We start from the raw sequence: 20,195 nt of genomic DNA, 5'->3' as shown, positions 1-20,195 counted from the left end.
GCTCACAACAGTGTCTCGATTTGTTGGCGCAGCCCCTCGGGCCGCGCGGTCGGCGCATAACGCGCCACCACCTTGCCTGCACGGTCCACCAGGAATTTCGTGAAATTCCATTTGATGGAGGCACCTAACAGGCCGGATTGCTGACGTTTCAGGTACTCATAGAGGGGATGCGCATTGGCGCCGTTGACGTCGATCTTGGCGAATAGCGGAAAGGTGACGTCGTAATTGGTCGAGCAGAACTCCTGGATCTCGCTTGCCTTGCCCGGCTCCTGGCCGCCAAACTGGTTGCAGGGAAAGCCGAGCACCGTGAAGCCACGCGGACTGAGGTCGCGGTGCAAGTCCTCGAGCCCGCGATATTGCGGGGTGAAGCCGCATTTGCTCGCCGTGTTGACGATCAGCAGCACCTGTCCCTCGAAGCGTCGCAGCGGCACTTCCTCGCCGAGAAGCGAGTTGGCCGAGAAATCGTAGATCGCCGACATCGTTGTCCTTTAGCCCACGGGATCGATCGGTGACGGCGGCACGCCGCCCGCCTCGATCGCCTCGCCGGCGAGCAGGCAGAGGTCCTCCCGATAACGGCCGGAGACGACATGCACACCGACCGGCGCCTTGCCGACGAGACCGGTGGAGACCACGAGGCCCGGCAGTCCCATGAAAGGAATCGCGATCTGCGGCAATTGCGCATCCCAGACCCGCTTGAAGGACGCCTCGTCCTTGCGATCGAGATGGTCAGGAAACGGCAATTCGCCGGAGACCGGCGTCAGCACCACCGCGTATTTTTCGAAGAACAGCATCCATTCGCGCGTCAGCGTCGCCCGGCGCATCAGCGCCTTGGCATAGGCCGCCTGGTCGAACGGGGTGACCTTGGCGCGGTTGCCGCGCAGGCAGGCGAGCGCGCCGGGATCGCCCTCGCGCTCGGCGGCTTCCACCGCCGCCTCATAACCGTCGCCAAGCCACAGCTTCGTCTGCCATTCAGCAGCTTCCCGCATCGGCGGGGTGTTCTCGATCACCTCCACCGTCCAGCCTGCCCGCTCCAGCCGCTTGCCGGCGTCTCTGAGCGCGGCCGTCACTTCCGGTGCGGTCGCGAGCCCATCCGGATTGAGACACAGCGCCGCGCGCTTGGGCATCGCCGGTCCTTCGAGCGGCGCAGGCACCCACCAGGGGTCGCGCACGTCACGGGCCGCCATCGCGGCAAGCGAAATCCGCAGGTCATTGACGGTGCGCGCCAGCGGCCCGGAGACCGCGCTGATCTGCGGCCCGATCGGGCGCTCCGGCAGGGCCGCGTTGAAGGCGGGAATCCGGCCCATGGTCGGCCGCAAGCCGTGCACGCCGCAGGCATAGGCGGGGTAGCGGATCGAGCCCGCGATATCAGTGCCGTGGGCAATGTGGCCGATGCCGGCCGCTACCGCCGATCCGGCCCCGCCCGAGGAGCCGCCCGGGGTCAGCGAGGCATCGCGCGGATTCTTGGTGTCACCGTGGATCAGGTTTGTGGTGAACCAGCGATAGGAAAAGGCCGGGCAGTTGGTGCGGCCGAGAATGACGGCGCCCGCCTTGCGCAAATTGGCGACCACGGGGTTGTCGGCCTTCGCGATGACGTCGCGCTGGATCTTCAGCCCGTTCGTGGTGGCAAAACCCTCCTGGTCGACATTGACCTTCACCGTGACGGGTACGCCGGCCAAGAGGCCCGGATCCTCGCCCCGGGCGATCGCGCCATCGACCGCTGCCGCCTGCTTGAGCACGTCCTCCGGCCGGTGGTCGATCACCGCATTCAGCTTGGGATTGACGGCATCGAGCCGGGCAAGTCCCGACTTTGCGGCTTCGGTGGCGGAAACCTTCCTGGACCGGATGAGAGTGGCGAGGTCGGCGGCCGACAGGCGCCAGAGGTCTTGCATGGCATGCTCCGTGTGACCGGGTCTTTTAGCGCCGGTCAGGCGGCAAAGCCATGCGCATTGCGCAGGGGCGGAATCCGGATCGTCAGTGCCGGGTGGCGGATTGATCCGGCAGGTCCAGAAGCGCTTCCGTGAAAGGAAATTCCAACACGATCTCACCGTCGTCGTCGGTGACCTCGATGACCGCCTCGAGCAACGCCGGCTGGGTGCCTTCCGACTTCAGCACTTCCAAAATCATTTGGCGCGCCACTTCCCAGGCACGATCGGGATTGCGCAGGTCCTCGCCGTCAGGATCCACGATCAATTCGTCGCCGATGCGGGTGTTGAAGAAATATCTGGGCATGCCTGATCCAATGGGGTCGCCTGTAGCCGATTGAAAGCCGTTTCGTACTCACAACCGCTTTATCCGGACAGGGCTCACACCCTATCGTCGTTCTCTACATATCGTTGTACTTTGCGTGGGGTTGTTTTGCTGTTTTTGCGTCATCTCCGCGGCGCGGTCGGGCTTTTCCGTGTTTGCAGCGCAGCATTGCAGCTGTCTACTACCTAGGTCCCGGAAGATTTAACTGGCGAACTTTTCCGCCCGCAGTAGTTTAACGGGGGGACGGATACGTCCGATTTTCTCAAAAAAGGAGGCGCTCAATGGCCTGGAAAGCACCGAAGATCGTCGAAGTGCCGTGCGGCATGGAAATCAACATGTATGTGAGCGCCACCCGCAAGTAAGGGCGGCAGTTTCACGTTGAGCGCAGGTGGATCCTTCGGGTGCGCCACGTCCCCGGACGAGGGGAGTTGTGTCAGCCTAAGATCCACCTCGACACGTGTCTCCAGGAGACGGAATTATGCTTCGCGTCGTCGTCCTGGGCGCCGCGGCTGGCGGCGGGGTCCCGCAGTGGAACTGCGGGTGCGCAGGCTGCCGGGCAGCGCGCGCTGACTCCCGACAATTGCAGAGGACGCAGGCTTCTGTCGCCTTCAGCGCCGACGGCGACAACTGGTTCCTGATCAACGCCTCCCCCGACCTCCGACAGCAATTCAACGCCACGCCGCAACTTCACCCCAAACCGGGCGCGCTGCGCCACACGCCGGTTGCCGGCGTGATCCTGACCAATGGCGAGGTGGACGCGGTGGCGGGACTCTTGTCGATGCGCGAGGGCTCGCCGTTCACGATCTACGCCCATGACAAGGTACTGGCGATCCTGAAGGCCAACAGCATCTTCAACGTGCTGAACGAGAAGAACGTCAAGCGCCAGCCGATAGGGGTCGATGAGCCGTTCGAGCCGCGCCTTCCCGACGGCGCACGCTCCGGCATCGAGGTGGTTGCGTTCGAGGTAGCAGGCAAATCGGCCTGGTACCTGGAAGGCAAGGCGCATCCCGGCGGGAGCAGTGGCGCCGGCGACACGCTGGGCCTGAAGATCACGGACAAGTCGACCGGCAAGAATTTCTACTTCCTCGCTGCCTGCGCCGAGGTCACCGACGCGTTGAGAGCGCAGATTGCCGGCGCATCGCTGGTGTTCTTCGACGGCACGGTGTGGCGCGACGACGAGATGATCCAGGCCGGGCTCGGCCAGAAGACCGGCAAGAGCATGGGGCATGTCGCGATGTCCGGCGAGGACGGCGCGATCGCGCGGCTCGCCGGCCTCGATATCGACAGGAAGATATTTCTGCATATCAATAACTCGAACCCGGCGCTGCTGCCCTCCTCGCCCGAGCGCAAGGCGGCCGAACATGCGGGCTGGCAGATACCCGCCGATGGAACGGAGATCGTGCTGTGAACGCCATGACGCTGCCCGGAATGACCGCACTCTCGATCGGCAAGGACATCAGGCTCAACTCGGCCGAGGAACTCGAGGCGACGCTGCGCCACATCGGCGCGACCCGCTATCACAGCCTGCATCCGTTCCATAAGCTCCTGCACGGCGGCAAGCTGAACAAGGGCCAGGTGCAGGCCTGGGCGCTCAACCGCTACTATTACCAGAGCACGATCCCGCTCAAGGACGCGGTGGTGATCTCGCGCTTTCGCGACCGCGCCACGCGGCTGGAATGGCGCCACCGCATCGAGGATCATGACGGCGATGTCGGCAGCGAGGGCGGCATCGAGCGCTGGCTGAAGCTGACCGAAGGCCTGGGCCTCGACACGGCCTATGTGGAATCGACCGAAGGCATTCTTCCCGCAACGCGCTTTGCGGTCGAGGCCTACGTGCATTTCTGCCGCGAGAAGAGCCCGCTGGAGGCGATCGCCTCCTCCCTGACGGAGCTGTTCGCGCCGAGCATTCACGAAGAGCGCATCAGCGGCATGCTGGAGCACTATGATTTCGTCAATCCTGATATCATGAGCTACTTCAAGCGCCGCCTGACCCAGGCGCCGCGCGACGCCAATTTCGCGCTCGACTATGTCAGGAAGCACGCCAGGACTCCCGAGGAACGCGCGGCCGTCTGCAACGCGCTGATCTTCAAGACCAACGTGCTGTGGGTGCAGCTCGACGCGCTCTATCATGCCTATGTCGACGGGCACATTCCGCCGGGCGCCTTCGTGCCCAAAGCAAGCTGAAGAGGATAAGCAATGGCCGGGCCGCGTCACATCAGCGTCAGCGAAGCGAGCCGGCCCGTGCTGCCGCGGCATGCCAAGCTGAAATACGACGAGACGCGGAAGGTCTGGGTGATCCTGGCGCCGGAACGGGTGCTGGCGCCGGACGAGATCGCGGTCGAGGTCCTGCAGCTCTGCGACGGCATCCGCAATGTCGGCGATATGGCCGACCAGCTCGCCGCGAAGTATGCTGCACCACGCGATGCGATCCTGAGCGACGTGATCGCCATGTTGCAGGACCTTGCAGACAAGGGCTTTCTGACCGAAGCCCGGGAGAAGACGTCATGAGCGACGTACTTGGCGACCCCGGCGTTCCCCACGATGTCAGCGATAGCCTGGCGGTGCTCGAAAAGCAGCGCTCGACGGCGGAGACGTTCGGCATTCCGCTCGCCGTCCTGCTGGAGGTCACACATCGCTGCCCGCTGCAATGCCCCTATTGCTCCAACCCGGTCGAGCTCGATCGCGCCGGAAAGGAACTTACGACCGAGGAGTGGAAGAGGGTCTTGACCGAGCTCGCCGAGATCGGCGTGCTCCAGGTCCATTTCTCCGGCGGCGAGCCGACCGCGCGGAAAGACCTCGTCGAGCTCATCAAGCATGCGAGCGACGCCGGCCTCTATACCAATTTGATCACTTCGGCCGTATTGCTGACGCGCGACAAGCTGGGCGAGTTCGCGGATGCAGGCCTCTGCCATGTGCAGATCAGCTTTCAGGGCACCGAGGATATCGCCGCCGACCGCGTCGCCGGCTACAAGGGCGCGCATCACAAGAAGCTCGAAGTCGCTAAGTGGACACGCGAGCTTGATCTGCCGCTCACCGTGAACGCGGTGATGCACCGCCAGAACCTGCACCAACTCCCCGACATCATCCAGATGGCGGTCGATCTCGATGCCGACCGGCTCGAGGTCGCCAACGTCCAGTACTACGGCTGGGCGCTGAAGAACCGCGCCGCGCTGATGCCGACGGTTGCGCAGCTCGACGAGACGACCCGTATCGTCGAGGAGGCGCGCGAGCGCCTCAAGGGCACGCTCGCGATCGACTATGTCGTGCCGGACTACTATGCGCTGCGGCCGAAGAAGTGCATGGGCGGCTGGGGCCGGCAGTTCTTCAACATCTCGCCCGCCGGCAAGGTGCTGCCCTGCCATGCGGCCGAGAGCATCACCGGGCTCGACTTCGAGTCCGTGCGCTCCAATCATTCGATCGCCTGGATCTGGCAGAACTCGGACGCCTTCAACCGCTATCGTGGCACCGGCTGGATGAAGGAGCCGTGCAAGACCTGCGAGTTCCGCGAGATCGATTTCGGCGGCTGCCGCTGCCAGGCCTTTGCACTGACGGGCGATGCGGCCAACACCGATCCGGCCTGCGCGCTATCGCCGCTGCACGAGACCATCTTCAAGCAGGCCGAGCGCGAAGCCGAAGGCGAGACCAACCGCTTCCTCTACCGCAACTTTGCCGGTGGCACTTGGGAGTCTGGCGAGAATGGCGCCTGACGCCGAGGCGGCCAAATCGGCCAAACGCGCCGATCCCTTTGCGCCGCTGACTTCGGAAATGCTCGCCGTCTCCGACGGTCACGAGATCTATGTCGAGAGCGTCGGCCGCGCCGACGGCATCCCGGCCGTCTATCTGCATGGCGGCCCCGGCAGCGGCTGCCAGCCCGACCATCGCCGGCTTTTTGATCCTGAACGCTTCCATGCCGTGCTGTTCGACCAGCGCGGCGCCGGCCGCAGCCGGCCGAAGGGCTCGCGCGAGCACAACACCACGCAGCATCTCGTCGCTGACATGGAGGCGATCCGCCAAAGGTTCGGTTTCGAACGCTGGATGGTGATCGGCGGCTCCTGGGGTGCGACGCTGGCGCTCGCTTACGCGCAGGCCCATCCCGACCGCGTCTCGGGCATCGTGCTGCGCGCAACCTTTCTCGGCACGCGAGCCGAGGTCGAAACCGGCTTCACGTCGCGGCTGCCGCAATTCTATCCCGCGCTCAACGAGGACTTTTTGAGCCTGCTGTCAGCCGAAGAGCGAGAGCGGCCGATCGAAGCGCATTGGCGCCGCATTCTCGATCCCGATCCTGACATCCATGGCCCCGCCGCGCGGGCCTGGCACGACACCGAGCGCACCCTGTCCGAACACAAGCCGGCGCGCACGCGGCTCGATCTCGCAACCATCAACGTGTGGCGCACGCTGCCCGCGACGCCCTTCATGGAAGCACACTACTTCATCAATGACTGCTTCATGGCGCCGGATCAGCTGCTGCAAAATGCCGGCAGGCTCGCCGGCATTCACGGCATCATCGTCCAGGGCCGCTATGATCTGTTGTGCCCGCCCGAGATATCTTGGGCGCTCGCGAAAGTGTGGCCGGGTTCCGAGATCCGCATCGTGGAAGAGGCCGGGCATTCGCTCTATGATCCCGGCGTGAGGGACGCCGTGATGAGAGCGATCGCGGACCTTGCTTCGAAGGCCGCGCGATAGAACTCTCATCCTGAGGAGCGCTCCGAAGGAGCGCGTCTCGAAGGATGAGGCCGAGATGCTACAGTGGCGCCTTCATGGTTCGAGACGCGCGAAGACGCGCTCCTCACCATGAGGGTCTGCAAGAAGGACAACAAGAAGAATGCCGCTCGCCGGGAAGGGCATGCTGCTGACGTCGATGAATATCGACGCGGAGCATGAGGCCGATTTCAACCGCTGGTATGATCGCGAACATCTCGCGGAGCGTGTTGCGATCGAGGGTTTTCTGGAGGCGCGGCGCTATGTCGCTCACGCTGCCAGCCCCAAATATCTCTGCCTCTATTCGACTGCGACGCTCGACGTGCTCGACAGTCCCGCTTATCGGGCGGGGCTTGCAAGCCCGACCGACTGGTCGCGTCAGACCATGGCACGGTTCGAGAACATGATCCGCGCGGTGGCGCGCATCACCATCAGCCGCGGCAGCGGACGCGGCGTCGCGCTCGGCGTGGTACGGCTGCGCCCGACGCCCGACAATGCCGGACGATTGCGCGATGCACTGCGGGAAAAGCTCGCGCCGGAAAAATACGACGGCATCATCTCCATGCATCTGCTGGAGAGTGATGCAGAGCTTTCCGGCCCGACGGCGGAGATCCCGTCGGTGCGCAGCCCGGGCGCCAACGACTGGTTCGTGCTGATCGACGGCACGCGCGTCAGCGCCGTCTCTGCCGTGATTGCCGAACGCTTCACCGGCCCAGCAGCATCGCCGTCCTCGCTTCCCGTTTCCGTCGGCACCTACTGCCTGATGTGGGATCTCGCCAAGAGCGACATCAAGAGCGACATCAAGAGCGATACCGCGCGCGGGTGATGTCTCATCACACGTATCGCGAGATGCTGCACCGCCGCATAATGTTTGCTTCTGTTGATGCTCTCTGTGCGTAGCTCCTATGAATGCGGAGCATTGCCCAAATTTGCCTTTGTGCGAGCCTCGGAATGGTTCTAATAAGGTAAGCCTATGATCCAATTTAAGAACCATATCGACGCGTAAGCGTTCGCCAAGCTCAAGAAGGCCGCAGGGCGCTTGAGCCTGTGCGGACAGGGTAGGAATGAAACCGACCGATATTTCGGCCCCAGACTACTTTCACAAAGTAGTCGATTGCCAGTGGGCCTGTCCCGCGCACACCCCGGTTCCCGAATACATCCGTCTGATCGCTCAAGGCCGCTACAGCGACGCCTATATGATCAATTGGAAATCGAACGTGTTTCCCGGAATTCTGGGACGCACCTGCGATCGTCCATGCGAGCCAGCGTGCCGTCGCGGACGCGTCGAGGAAACTCCGGTGGCGATCTGCCGCCTGAAGCGCGTCGCGGCCGACTTCAAGGATGACATCAAGCAGCGCCTGCCGCGTCCCTCGCCTAAGAACGGCAAGCGCATTGCGCTGGTTGGCGGTGGCCCGGCGTCGCTGACGGTGGCGCGCGATCTCGCGCCGCTCGGCTATCACTGCACCGTGTTCGATGCCGACCCCGAAGCCGGCGGCATGATGCGCACGCAGATCCCGAAATTCCGCCTGCCGAATTCCGTGATCGACGAGGAGACCGGCTACATCCTCGAGCTCGGCGTCGAGTTCAAGGGCGGCCACCGCATCGAGAGCATGAAGGCGCTGCTGGCCGACAAATACGATGCGATCTTCGTGGGTTCCGGCGCGCCGCGCGGCCGCGAGCTTGACATTCCCGGCCGCAAAGAGGCAGCCGCGAACATCCATATCGGCATCGACTGGCTGTCCTCCGTCTCCTTCGGTCACATCGACAAGATCGGCAAGCGCGTGATCGTGCTCGGCGGCGGCAACACCGCGATGGATTGCTGCCGCACGGCGCGCAGGCTCGGCGGCGAGGACGTCAAGGTCATCGTGCGCTCCGGCTTCGAGGAGATGAAGGCTTCGCCCTGGGAGAAGGAGGACGCGATCCACGAGGACATTCCGATCCTCAACTTCCTCGTCCCCGTCGCCTTCGTCCACGACAACGGCAAGCTCACCGGCGTCACCTTCCAGAAAGTGCGCGCCGAGTACGACGCCAAGGGACGCCGCAACCTCGTTCCGTCAGGCGAGCCCGACCAGACCCTCGAATGCGACGACGTGCTGGTCGCAGTCGGCCAGGAGAACGCGTTTCCCTGGATCGAGCGCGACTGCGGCATCGAGTTCGACAAGTGGAACATGCCGAAGGTCGATCCCAAGACCTTCGTCTCGACCAACCCAAAGGTCTTCTTCGGCGGCGACGCCGCCTTCGGGCCGAAGAACATCATCTGGGCGGTGGCGCACGGCCACGATGCCGCGCTGTCGATCCACAGGTTGCTCTCGGGCGAAGACATCAACGAGCGCCCGCTGCCGGAGGTGCACGTCACCTCGCAGAAGATGGGCATCCACGAATGGAGCTATGACAACGATATCTCGCCGGAGAAGCGCTTCAAGGTGCCGCACCGCGACAAGGTGGTGGCCCTGAAGGACATCCGTGCCGAGGTCGAGCTCGGCTACGACGTCAAGCTCGCGCTCGGTGAAGCGCATCGCTGCCTGAACTGCGACGTGCAGACCGTGTTCGCCACCTCGCTGTGCATCGAGTGCGATGCCTGTGTCGACATCTGCCCGATGGACTGCATCACCTTCACGGAGAATGGCGAGGAGGCCGATCTCCGGCAGAGGCTGAAGGCGCCCTCGCCGCACCTGAACCAGGACCTCTACGTCTCCGGCGACCTCAAGACCGGGCGCGTGATGGTGAAGGACGAGGACGTCTGCCTGCATTGCGGACTGTGCGCCGAACGTTGTCCCACCGGCGCCTGGGACATGCAGAAATATCTCATCGATATGACTTACGCAGGATCATCATGCCCGACAAAAAGCCGATCAGCAGCGTAAACGACTTCGTCGTCCGCTTCGCCAACGTCAACGGCTCGGGCTCGGCGTCGGCCAACGAGCTGTTTGCCCGCGCGATCCTGCGCCACGGCGTGCCGGTCTCCCCGCGCAACATCTTCCCCTCCAACATCCAGGGCCTGCCGACCTGGTATGAGGTGCGGGTGACGGAAGCCGGCCATCTCGGCGCCCGCGGCGGCGTCGACATGATGGTGGCGATGAACCCGCAGACCTGGGACAAGGACGTCGCCGGCATCGAGCCCGGCGGCTATTTGTTCTACGATTCCACCAAGCCGATGCCGTCGACCAAATTCCGCGACGACATTACCGTGATCGGCGTTCCCCTGACCGCGATCGCCAACTCGACCTATACCGATCCGCGCCAGCGCCAGCTGTTCAAGAACATCATCTATCTCGGCGCGCTCTGCGCGCTGCTCGACATGGATCCCAAGGTGATCGAGCAGCTGATCGGCGAGCAGTACAAGGGCAAGGAGAAGCTGCTCTCTTCCAACGTCCATGCGCTGCATCTGGGGCGTGACTGGGCGCTGCAGAACCTGAAATGTCCGATCGGGCTGCGGGTGAAGAAGGCCGACAAGGTCGGCGATCGCATCTTCATCGAGGGCAACAGCGCCGCGGCACTCGGCGCCGTCTATGGCGGCGCGACGGTGTGCGCCTGGTATCCGATCACGCCGTCCTCGTCGGTTGCGGAAGCCTTCACCAGCCATTGCAAGAAGTACCGGCACGATCCTGAGACCGGCAAGGCGAAATACGCGATCGTGCAGGGCGAGGACGAGCTTGCCTCCATCGGCATCGTGATCGGCGCCTCCTGGAACGGCGCGCGGGCCTTCACCGCGACGTCGGGCCCCGGCATCTCGCTGATGACGGAATTCATCGGCCTCTCGTATTTCGCCGAGATCCCGGCCGTGATCATGAACATCCAGCGCGCCGGCCCCTCGACGGGCATGCCGACCCGCACGCAGCAATGCGACATCATCGCCTGCGCCTACGCCTCGCATGGCGATACCAAGCATGTGCTGCTGTTCCCGGAAGACCCGGCCGAGGCGTTCGAGTTCGCGGCAGCCGCGTTCGATCTGGCCGAGCGGCTTCAGACCACGATCTTCCTGATGCTCGATCTCGATATCGGCATGAACCACCGCCTCTGCCGTCCGCTGAAGTGGGACGACGCGCGGCAATATGACCGCGGCAAGGTGATGACCGCGGAGATGCTGGACGAGGGCCGCGACTTCGGCCGCTATCTCGACGTCGACGGTGACGGCATCCCCTACCGCACCTATCCCGGCACGCATCCGACCAAGGGCTCCTATTTCACCCGCGGCACCTCGCGCGACCGCTATGCGCGCTACTCCGAGGAAGGCACGGTCTATGCCGACAACATGCAGCGCCTCGTGCGCAAGTTCGAGACCGCGCAGGATCTCGTGCCACGGCCGCTGCAAGCCAATGCGGAACGACCGACCAAATATGGCGTGATCTATTTCGGCTCCACGGCGCCGGCGATGGACGAGGCGATCGGCCTTCTGGAGGCGCGCGGGCATCAGCTCGACCGCTTGCGCATCCGCGCCTTCCCGTTCCATTCCAGCGTGGCGAGCTTCCTCGCCGAGCACGATTTCGTCTACGTCGTCGAGCAGAACCGCGACAGCCAGCTCCGTCAGCTCATCGTCAACGAGAACGGCATCGACCCGGTGCGCCTCGTACCGATCGTGCATTACGACGGCTCGCCGATCACCGCCCGATTCATCGCAAAAGCCATTGGCGACCACCAGGATCAGCTCAAGGTGACCCCTCTCCGCAAGGCCGTGACATGACCTACATTGCAAAGCCGAAATTTCATCACCCGGGCCTGAAGAAGAACGAGCTCGGCTACACGCATCGCGACTACGAGGGCAAGATCTCGACGCTGTGCGCCGGCTGCGGTCACGACTCGATCACGGCCTCGATCATCGAAGCCTGCTACGAACTCTCGATCGAGCCACACCGGGTGGCGAAGATTTCCGGCATCGGCTGCTCGTCGAAGACGCCGGACTATTTCCTCGGCAATTCGCACGGCTTCAACTCCGTACACGGCCGCATGCCTTCGGTGCTCACGGGCGCCAACCTTGCCAATCGCGACCTGATCTATCTCGGCGTCTCCGGCGACGGCGATTCCGCCTCGATCGGCTTCGGCCAGTTCGCACACTCGATACGGCGCGCCGTCAACATGACCTATATCGTCGAGAACAACGGCGTTTATGGCCTCACCAAGGGCCAGTTCTCGGCCACAGCCGACCGCGGCTCGAAATCCAAGAAGGGCGTCACCAACACCGACAACGCCATCGACCTCGTCGCGATCGCGCTGCAGTTGGGGGCGACCTTCGTCGCGCGCAGCTTCTCCGGCGACAAGACCCAGCTCGTGCCGCTGATCGCCGCGGCGATCCGCCACAAAGGCGCGTCCTTCATCGACGTCATCAGCCCTTGCATCGCCTTCAACAATCACACCGGCTCGACCAAGAGCTTCGACTATGTCCGAGAGCACAACGATGCAGTGAACCGGCTCGATGTGCTGGTCGGCCGCGACCCGATCAGCGTCGATTACGCGCCTGGCTCCGTGCAGGTCGTCGAGCAGCATGACGGCAGCAAGATCGCGCTGCGCAAGATCGACGCCGACTACGATCCGCATGACCGGCTAGGGGCGATGACCTTCCTCCAGAAGCACGCCGCCAAGGGGCAGATCGTCACGGGACTGCTTTATGTCGATCCCGAGGCGGATGACCTGCACGAGCACCTCAACACCGTCGAGACGCCGCTCAACACGTTGGAGGCCGACGATCTCTGTCCGGGTTCGGCGGTGCTGGACAAGATCAACGCCAGCCTGCGGTAGTACGCTCCGCGTCACTTAGCGGCTTGTGATCGACTGCTGCAGCGCAGCTCTGTGATTTTGTCTACAGCTTCGTCGCGCCAAGCGAGAGTTCGCTCACTCGATGGCTTCATCGGCGCTCGCAAGCAGCGCCGGCGGCACCTCGATCCCCAAGAGCTTCGCCGTCCTCAAATTGAGGACGAGCTCGAATTTTGTCGGCGCCTGCACTGGAAGGTCGGCCGGCTTCGTTCCGCGCAGAATCCTGTCTGCATAGGAAGCGACCTCGCGAAACAACTCCGGGAAATCCAGCCCGTACGACATCAGTGCGCCGCTTGCCGGAAAGCTGCGGAACGGATGGATGCTGGGAATGCGCAGCTCGTTGGTCAAATTGACGATCAGATCCTGATGCAGGATCGGCAGAGAGTCGGGTAGCGTCATCAGGCCGGCCCTGGGCGAACCACCGGCGCCGCGAATGGCCCGCTCGATCTCGCCGGCATCGCGGACGTAGATCGTCTGCACGTTCACGCCGGTTTCGCGCCCGTCGCTCTCGATCTGGCGAACGAACGGCGCGCTGGTGTTGTTGTCGGGATTGGCGATCAGGACGATGCGCTCGATCGTCGTGTCGGCGGCCTTCAGCAGATCGACCCATTTGCCCCCGACCGCGAGTTCGAAATTCGTGAAGCCGGTGAGGCTTCCTCCGGGATGTGACAAGGACGTCACCACGCCGAGTTCGACGGGATCAGCCACCAGCAGGAATACGACGGGTATCGCGCCCGAGTACTTGCGCATTGCCTCGAGCGTGGGACTGCCCTGTGCGATCAGCAGGTCCGGCTTCCGCTGCACCAACGAAGCAGAAGCATCCGAAAGGGAGGATGCCATCGGTTTGGCCAGCCGCAGGTCGAACTCCAGATTGTCGCCGTCGCGCCAGCCGAGCTCGCCCAGCCGCTCCAGGAGCGCGGCGCGGAGCGGCAGCAATTGCTGCTCGCTGAACGAGGAGACCATGCCGACGAGCTTCCTGCGCGGCACTGGCTGGGCGTTCGCCGCAAGCCATGGCGTGGCCGCCAGGAGCCCGATTGCGCGGATGAAGGCGCGCCGGATCATGCGCGGCCCGGATTGGCAAGAGTCGAACGCATCACGCGCGTGTACCAGCATTCGGCCTCCAGGGGATAGGTAAAATCCGGGCCCGCGCGGCGCGCCAGGCCGTCGCGGACAGGTGAACGCATCCGGTTCGCGTAGCGACTAACCGCCAAATACCCCGCCGGCGGCCAGCCGGACCTCATCGGCTCGAAGCGTTCGGGAACACACATGAAGCTTCCCCTCCTCGTCGTCCTCACCCTCGCCGCTCTCGGCGGTACCGGCCACGCCCAGGAGGCCACCAAGGCCCAGTCCGACGCTTTTGACACGCGCATGTTTGCGGGCGCGCCCGGCCACAAGGCCTATGCCTGCTTCGTCCGCCGTTACGATGCCGTGCATCTGGCTCGCCATCCGAAGCAGAAGGTTGCCTCCATGAAGCTGCTGGTCTCGGCCGAGTACGAGCAAGAGGACAAGGAGCTGCACTACGCCTTCCGCCTGGGCTTCCGATATCGGCACCGCTCGGGCGAATTCGACTCCTCCGGCTCCTGCGGCCACGCGCTGTTTCAGGACAACGGCGACGAGGTCCGCTTCGGCTGCGGCGTCGACTGCGACGGCGGCGGGATCGGGATCGCGCTGTCGAAGGACGACAAATCGGCGATCGTTCGACTCGAGCGCGTCAAGGTCTGGCAGAACAACAAGCTTGACGACGACGCCGAGGAATCGCTGGTCGCCGGCGCCGACGACAAGATTTTCCGCCTCGACCGCACCGACACCAGCGAGTGCGCCTCGCTCGTGACCGACCGCAAGGAACTCGCCGCGCTTCGTCACAAATGATAGGTTCGCCCCGATCTGGAGAACCGCCATGAACCGCCGTAATATTTTGTGGAGCGCAGCATCGGCTTTGGGCACGGCCCTCGCCGCGTCGCGCGCAAAAGGCTGCGACCGAACCGACGCCAGCGGACAGGCTGAAGGTCGTCTATCATTTGAGCGATGCCGAGAAGGTCAATTTCGTTCTCGGCAACATCCAGAACCACATCGACGGTGTCGGCGGCCCCGAGCACGTGACGATCGCGCTCGTCATCCACGGCCCGGCGCTCAAGGCGTTTCACTCGGCGCAAGCCAATCCCGACGTCAGCAAGCGCGTCGGCGATTTCGCCAGGGACGGTGTAGAGCTCGCTGCCTGCAGCAACACCATGAAGGCGCAGAACATCACGCTGAAGGATCTCTTGCCCGGCTTCGTCAGCGCGGTGAAAGGCGGCGTGGTCCGCCTCGCGGAGCTGCAATCGCAGGGGTATTTGTATTTGAGGCCGTGAGTTCGACGGAGGTTGGTGTCGCCGTCCCAAGCTCAGCTGTCATCGCCCGGCTTGACCGGGCGATCCAGTATTCCAGAGGCGCAGAGATTCAGCCGAGAAGCCGCGGCGTGCTGGATGCCCCGGTCAAGCCGGGGCATGACGGCGAAAATGGGGACGCGGCTTGCCGGAATCGCCGTGTACGCTTCACGCATGAGCGTTACGCCGCCGCGGGGATCGGCCGCGGGCTGACTACGTACTCCCGCAAAACCTTGTCGTTGGCATCGACCTCGATCAGCGACACGTCGTAGGTCCAGAGATCGGCGAGATGCTGGAGCACACGCTTGGCGTCGGTCTCGTTGAGCTGCGAGCCCTTGATGACGTGGTGATGCAGGATCAGCCGGCGGTCGCCGGCGAGGTCGACGTCGACCACCTCGATATTGGCGTCGATGAAGCCGACATCGTGCTGCCGCGCGAGCTCACGGCGGACACGGCGGAAGCCGCGCTCGTCGTGGATGGCGTCGACCCGGATGCCGGCGCGCTCCTCGGGATCGTCGTGGAGATGGAACATGCGCAGGTGCCGCATCAGCCTGGGGCTGAGGAACTGCCCGATGAAGCTCTCATCGCGGTAGTTGGCCCAGACGTCGCGTAGCACGCCCGTGGCGTCGCCCTTGCCGGCAATGTCCGGGAACCACTCGCGGTCCTCGGCCTCGGGATTCGTAGCGATCCGCTCGATATCCTGCATCATCGCAAAACCGAGCGCATAAGGATTAAAGCCGGAGAAGCGCGGATCGTCGAACTCGGGCTGGAACACCACGTTGGTGTGTGACTGGAGGAATTCGAGGAAGTTACCGTCGGTGATACGGCCCTGCTTATGCAGGGTCGACATGATGCGATAGTGAACGTAGGTCGCCGTCCCCTCGTTCATCACCTTGGTCTGGCTCTGCGGGTAGAAATACTGTGCGATGTGGCGGACGATGCGCAGCAATTCACGCTGCCAGGGCGCCAGCCGCGGCGCGCTCTTTTCCAGGAAGTAGAGCAGGTTTTCCTGCGGCAGGCCGAGCAGCTTGCGACGCCGCTCGATGCTCAGCACCGACCGGCTCTTGCTCGGACCTGTCGGCACGGTGCGCCAGAGGTCGTTGAAGACCTCCTCCTCGTGCTGGCGACGGCGGCCGGCGCGCTTTTCCTCAGCTCGCAGATCGATATTCTTCTTGCCGGGATACCGGTCGATGCCGTGCGACATCAGCGCATGCGCCGCGTCGAGCGTGCGCTCGACCTCGACGCGACCATAGCGCGCCTCGCATTGCGAGACGTAGTTCTTGGCGAAGTCGAGATAATCCAGAATACCGTCGGCATCGGTCCACTGCTTGAACAGATAGTTGTTCTTGAAGAAGTGGTTGTGGCCGAACGCGGCATGCGCAATCACCAGCGTCTGCATCGTCGCCGTGTTCTCCTCCATCAAATAGGAGATGCAGGGCGAAGAATTGATCACGATCTCGTAGGCGAGGCCCATCAGGCCCTTGCGGTAAGAGGCCTCGTGAAACGCAAAATGCTTGCCGAAGGACCAGTGCTTGTAGAACAGCGGCATGCCGACGGAGGAGTAGGCGTCCAGCATCTGCTCGGCGGTGATCACCTCGATCTGGTTCGGATAGACGTCGAGGCCGAGCTCCTTCTTCGCGACATCCTCGCAGGCATCGTGGATACGCTGCAAAGTGTGGAAGTCCCAGTCCGCGCCTTCGAACAATCGCCCGGTCTTGTCCGTCATGGAGCGGCCTTCTCCTGATTTTCGCGGCGCTGGAACAGGTCGTGGAACACCGGGAAGATTTCGCTGCGCTCGCTGACCTTGCGCATCGACAGCGGCGCGCCGCTATTGCGCAGACGCTCATAGAGTGTCCAGAGCGAGGAGTCGGAGAGATCGAAGGCGCTGCCGCCGGACTCGCCGACCTCGAGATAAGCGAAGAACTGGCAAACGGGGAGGATCTTCTCGGTCAGAAGCATGCCTGCGAGCTCGCCGTCGGAATAGGAGTTGTCGCCGTCGGAAGCCTGGGCTGCATAGATGTTCCAGTCCGATGGATTGAAGCGCTCGCGCACGATCTCATGCATCGCCTGGAGCGCGCTCGACACCAGCGTGCCGCCCGAGGCCGGACCATAGAAGAAGGTCTGCTCGTCCACCTCCTCCGCGCGGTCGGTGTGACGGATGAAGACGATCTCGACGTGCTTGTAGCGGCGCTTCAGGAAGACGTAGAGCAGCATGTAGAAGCGCTTGGCCAGGTCCTTCATGTGCTCGGACATCGAGCCGGAGACGTCCATCAGGCAGAACATCACCGCCTGCGCCACCGGTTTCGGCACCGTCTCGAAGCGGCGATAGCGGATGTCGAGCGGATCGATGAAAGGGATGCGCTTGGATTTCGCCTTCAGCCTCTCGAGTTCAGCGACGAGCGCCGCGCGCTCGTCTTCGTCGGTGCATTCGGCAATCCTGGCTTCCAGCTCATCCATCTCGCTCTTGCGCGGACGGCGCAGCGCGATACGGCGAGCGAGCGCGAGCTGGACGGTCCGGTTGACGGAGATGTTCGCAGGTGAGCCAGACGTGGTGTAGCCGGCGCGCTGGAGGCCCTCGCTCTCGGTCTGGGTGATCTTACGCTTGGCGAGATCGGGAAGCTCGAGATCATCGAGGAAGAGATCGACGAACTCGTCGCGGCTCAAGACGAAGCGAAAGGCGTCCTCGCTGTCGCCTTCACCGGGACCGGAGTCCTTGGCGCCGCCCTGCCCCGAACGCTGCAGATAGTCGCCCTCGATGAACTTCTTGTTCCCGGGCAGCACCATGTCGCGTGTGCCGCCTTCGCGGCGGAAGCGCGGCTCGTGCATCCCGTCGAGGGGGATCGTGACCTCCCCTCCCTCCAGGACGTCCTTGATATCGCGTTCCTGCGAGGTCTTCTTGACGGCGCCCTGCACCAGGGATTTGGCTCGACGCAAGAACCGCTGGCGGTTCTCAAGACTCTTGCCGCCCGGATTCAGGCGCCTGTCAATAATGTGGGCCACGTTCTCATCCGCCTCAACCGGCCTGCTTCACACGCATATACCACTCGACGAGCCGGCGAACCTGACGCTCGGTGTAGCCGCGCTCCACCATACGTGCGACAAACTCGCCGTGCTTCTTCTCGGTCTCGCCGTCCTTCTTCGACCCGAACGAGATCACCGGAAGCAGGTCCTCGACCTGAGAGAATATCCGCTTTTCGATCACGTCGCGAATCTTCTCGTAAGAGGTCCAGTTCGGATTCTTGCCGCTATTCTGAGCCCTGGCCCGTAACGAGAATTTGACCACCTCGTTCCGGAAGTCCTTCGGGTTGGCGATGCCGGCGGGCTTCTCGATCTTGGTCAACTCCTGGTTCAAGAGTTCGCGATCCAGGAGCTGTCCCGTATCGGGATCCTTGAAGTCCTGATCCTCGATCCATGCATCGGCATAGTCCACGTAGCGGTCGAACAGGTTCTGGCCGTAATCCGAGTAGGATTCGAGATAGGCCTTCTGGATCTCGTTACCGATGAACTCGGCGTAACGCGGCGCAAGCTCGGCCTTGATGAATTCCAGGTAGCGTTTCTCGGTCTCCTCGGGAAGTTGCTCGCGGCGGATCGCCTGTTCCAGCGCGTACATCAGATGCACGGTATCGGCTGCAACCTCCTGCGGATCGTGGTTGAAGGTCGCGGCCAGGATCTTGAAGGCGAAGCGAGTGGAAACGCCGTCCATGCCCTCATCGACACCGGCGGCATCACGGTATTCCTGGACGCTGCGCGCCTTGGGATCGGATTCCTTCAGGCTTTCGCCATCGTACACCCGCATCTTGGCAAACAGCGTGGAATTTTCATGCCTGCGCAGACGTGACATCACCGAGAACCGCGCCATCGTCTCCAGCGTCGCGGGCGCGCAAGGTGCCGAGGCAAGCTCTGAGCCCTGGATCAGCTTTTCGTATATCTTCTGCTCCTCGGTGTATCGCAGGACATAGGGCACCTTGATCACGCAGATGCGGTCGATGAAGGCTTCGTTGTTCTTGTTGGACTTGAAGCTCGCCCACTCGGCCTCGTTCGAGTGCGCGAGGATGATGCCGGTGAAGGGGATCGCGCCGATGTTCTCGGTGCCGATATAGTTGCCCTCCTGCGTCGCGGTGAGCAGCGGGTGCAGCATCTTGATCGGCGCCTTGAACATCTCGACGAATTCGAGGATGCCCTGGTTGGAGCGGTTGAGGCCACCGGAATAGCTGTACGCATCGGGGTCGTTCTGCGCGTAGGTCTCCAGCTTGCGGATGTCGACCTTGCCGACCAGCGAGGAGATGTCCTGGTTGTTCTCGTCACCGGGCTCGGTCTTGGCGATCGCGATCTGGCGCAGCCGCGACGGCTGGATCTTGGCGACGCGGAATTGCGAGATGTCGCCGCCGAAGGCTTCCAGCCGCTTGTAGCACCACGGGCTCATCAGGCCGGTGAGACGGCGGCGCGGAATGCCGTACTTCTCTTCCAGCATCGGCCCGAGCTGATCGGGATCGAACAGGCTGAGCGGGCTTTCGAACACCGGGCTCAGTTCATCGCCGGCCTTCAGCACATAAATGGGTTGCACTTCCATCAGCGACTTGAGCCGCTCGGCGAGCGAGGATTTGCCGCCGCCGACCGGGCCGAGCAGATAGAGGATCTGCTTGCGTTCTTCGAGGCCTTGCGCGGCATGACGGAAGAAACCAACGATGCGCTCGATCGTTTCTTCCATGCCGTAGAAGCCGGCGAACGCTGGATAGGTGCGGATCGTGCGGTTCAAAAAGATTCGGCCAAGGCGTGGGTCCTTGGCCGTGTCAATCGTCTGGGGTTCACCGATCGCAGCTAGTAGTCGCTCGGCTGAATTCGCGTATTTCATGGGATCGCTTCGACACGATTCCAGATATTCCGCCATCGACATGTCGAGCTGGCTTCTCGCCTCGAACGACCGAGCGAAAGCGTTGAACAAAGAATCGTTGTACATGATCCCTCTCCGCGTGATTTCCGCTTACCCAAGCTGAAACGAAAGCAGTTGCTGGACCGTTCCTCAGCGCCCGTTTCGAATCAGCGTGAGCACATGACGATCATTGGACACCCGGGCGCCTTCTCGGCGCAACGCACAACGTAGGCACCGGGTGAGTTACGAACAGGCACTTGCCTGTTATT

The 20,195-nt window shown here is 63.2% G+C and carries 18 protein-coding genes and 1 pseudogene; 12 read left to right on the top strand and 7 right to left on the bottom strand.

Features of this window, described 5'->3' with window-relative positions; all coding sequences use genetic code 11:
* Positions 1–2: 2 nt before the first annotated feature.
* From NLN62_RS28895 to NLN62_RS28885, 3 genes are all read right to left on the bottom strand, one after another.
* On the bottom strand, positions 3–479 hold the full coding sequence (locus NLN62_RS28895) for a glutathione peroxidase (RefSeq protein ID WP_027522467.1): 477 nt from the start codon (positions 477–479) through the stop codon (positions 3–5).
* Positions 480–488: 9 nt separating this feature from the next.
* Complete coding sequence (locus NLN62_RS28890; protein ID WP_027522468.1) at positions 489–1,889, bottom strand: amidase family protein; 1,401 nt, start codon at positions 1,887–1,889, stop codon at positions 489–491.
* An 82-nt stretch (positions 1,890–1,971) separates the two neighbouring features.
* Positions 1,972–2,229: a hypothetical protein gene (locus tag NLN62_RS28885; RefSeq protein ID WP_027522469.1), complete on the bottom strand. Its 258-nt coding sequence runs from the start codon at positions 2,227–2,229 to the stop codon at positions 1,972–1,974.
* A 299-nt stretch (positions 2,230–2,528) separates the two neighbouring features.
* Between NLN62_RS28885 and pqqA the strand changes: the two genes are divergently transcribed.
* The 10 genes from pqqA (at position 2,529) to NLN62_RS28835 (ending at position 12,678) form a co-directional block, all read left to right on the top strand.
* On the top strand, positions 2,529–2,609 hold the full coding sequence (pqqA, locus tag NLN62_RS28880; RefSeq protein WP_007595659.1) for a pyrroloquinoline quinone precursor peptide PqqA: 81 nt from the start codon (positions 2,529–2,531) through the stop codon (positions 2,607–2,609).
* A 116-nt stretch (positions 2,610–2,725) separates the two neighbouring features.
* The gene (gene pqqB, locus NLN62_RS28875; protein ID WP_254111133.1) at positions 2,726–3,655 is read left to right on the top strand and encodes a pyrroloquinoline quinone biosynthesis protein PqqB; all 930 of its coding nucleotides are present in this window, start codon (positions 2,726–2,728) and stop codon (positions 3,653–3,655) included.
* A 20-nt stretch (positions 3,656–3,675) separates the two neighbouring features.
* Entirely contained in the window at positions 3,676–4,431 is a 756-nt protein-coding gene (pqqC, locus tag NLN62_RS28870; RefSeq protein ID WP_371260481.1) for a pyrroloquinoline-quinone synthase PqqC, read from the top strand.
* A 12-nt stretch (positions 4,432–4,443) separates the two neighbouring features.
* Positions 4,444–4,755 carry a pyrroloquinoline quinone biosynthesis peptide chaperone PqqD gene (gene pqqD, locus NLN62_RS28865; RefSeq protein ID WP_027522472.1) on the top strand — a complete coding sequence of 104 codons (312 nt, stop codon included), beginning with the start codon at positions 4,444–4,446 and terminating at the stop codon, positions 4,753–4,755.
* Positions 4,752–5,954, top strand: a complete 1,203-nt coding sequence (gene pqqE / locus NLN62_RS28860) for a pyrroloquinoline quinone biosynthesis protein PqqE (protein ID WP_254111132.1) — start codon at positions 4,752–4,754, stop codon at positions 5,952–5,954. Before pqqD ends, pqqE begins: the two co-directional genes overlap by 4 nt.
* On the top strand, positions 5,944–6,930 hold the full coding sequence (pip, locus tag NLN62_RS28855; protein WP_254111131.1) for a prolyl aminopeptidase: 987 nt from the start codon (positions 5,944–5,946) through the stop codon (positions 6,928–6,930). Before pqqE ends, pip begins: the two co-directional genes overlap by 11 nt.
* A 139-nt stretch (positions 6,931–7,069) precedes the next feature.
* Positions 7,070–7,771 (top strand): DUF4286 family protein, encoded by a 702-nt coding sequence (locus NLN62_RS28850; protein ID WP_027522475.1) that lies wholly within the window; start codon positions 7,070–7,072, stop codon positions 7,769–7,771.
* Positions 7,772–8,009: 238 nt separating this feature from the next.
* Entirely contained in the window at positions 8,010–9,809 is a 1,800-nt protein-coding gene (locus tag NLN62_RS28845; protein WP_027522476.1) for an FAD-dependent oxidoreductase, read from the top strand.
* Positions 9,779–11,626: a 2-oxoacid:acceptor oxidoreductase subunit alpha gene (locus tag NLN62_RS28840; protein ID WP_254111130.1), complete on the top strand. Its 1,848-nt coding sequence runs from the start codon at positions 9,779–9,781 to the stop codon at positions 11,624–11,626. Before NLN62_RS28845 ends, NLN62_RS28840 begins: the two co-directional genes overlap by 31 nt.
* Positions 11,623–12,678, top strand: coding sequence for a 2-oxoacid:ferredoxin oxidoreductase subunit beta (locus NLN62_RS28835; RefSeq protein WP_027522478.1), 1,056 nt, complete (start codon positions 11,623–11,625; stop codon positions 12,676–12,678). Before NLN62_RS28840 ends, NLN62_RS28835 begins: the two co-directional genes overlap by 4 nt.
* A 93-nt stretch (positions 12,679–12,771) precedes the next feature.
* Here the strand turns inward: NLN62_RS28835 and NLN62_RS28830 are convergent, their stop codons facing one another.
* Entirely contained in the window at positions 12,772–13,806 is a 1,035-nt protein-coding gene (locus NLN62_RS28830; RefSeq protein ID WP_027522479.1) for an ABC transporter substrate-binding protein, read from the bottom strand.
* A 153-nt stretch (positions 13,807–13,959) separates the two neighbouring features.
* Between NLN62_RS28830 and NLN62_RS28825 the strand changes: the two genes are divergently transcribed.
* Both NLN62_RS28825 and NLN62_RS28820 read left to right on the top strand, forming a co-directional pair.
* Positions 13,960–14,562, top strand: a complete 603-nt coding sequence (locus NLN62_RS28825) for a hypothetical protein (RefSeq protein WP_254111129.1) — start codon at positions 13,960–13,962, stop codon at positions 14,560–14,562.
* Between the two features lie 28 nt (positions 14,563–14,590).
* Positions 14,591–15,041 (top strand): annotated as a pseudogene (locus NLN62_RS28820) (DsrE family protein).
* A 196-nt stretch (positions 15,042–15,237) separates the two neighbouring features.
* On the opposite strand, the gene NLN62_RS28815 reads toward NLN62_RS28820, so the two are convergent.
* Genes NLN62_RS28815 through NLN62_RS28805 form a run of 3 tightly spaced genes read right to left on the bottom strand, consistent with a single transcriptional unit; the run spans position 15,238 to position 20,013 of the window.
* Positions 15,238–16,782, bottom strand: coding sequence for a SpoVR family protein (locus NLN62_RS28815; protein WP_254111127.1), 1,545 nt, complete (start codon positions 16,780–16,782; stop codon positions 15,238–15,240).
* On the bottom strand, positions 16,779–18,056 hold the full coding sequence (locus tag NLN62_RS28810) for a YeaH/YhbH family protein (RefSeq protein ID WP_027524655.1): 1,278 nt from the start codon (positions 18,054–18,056) through the stop codon (positions 16,779–16,781). Before NLN62_RS28810 ends, NLN62_RS28815 begins: the two co-directional genes overlap by 4 nt.
* A gap of 13 nt (positions 18,057–18,069) precedes the next feature.
* A complete protein-coding gene (locus NLN62_RS28805) occupies positions 18,070–20,013 on the bottom strand; it encodes a PrkA family serine protein kinase (RefSeq protein WP_027524656.1) in 1,944 nt (647 codons plus the stop codon).
* Positions 20,014–20,195 lie beyond the last annotated feature (182 nt).

The organism is Bradyrhizobium sp. CCGUVB23, assembly GCF_024199885.1.
Lineage (GTDB): Bacteria > Pseudomonadota > Alphaproteobacteria > Rhizobiales > Xanthobacteraceae > Bradyrhizobium.
This window is presented reverse-complemented; position numbering and strand designations above follow the sequence as displayed.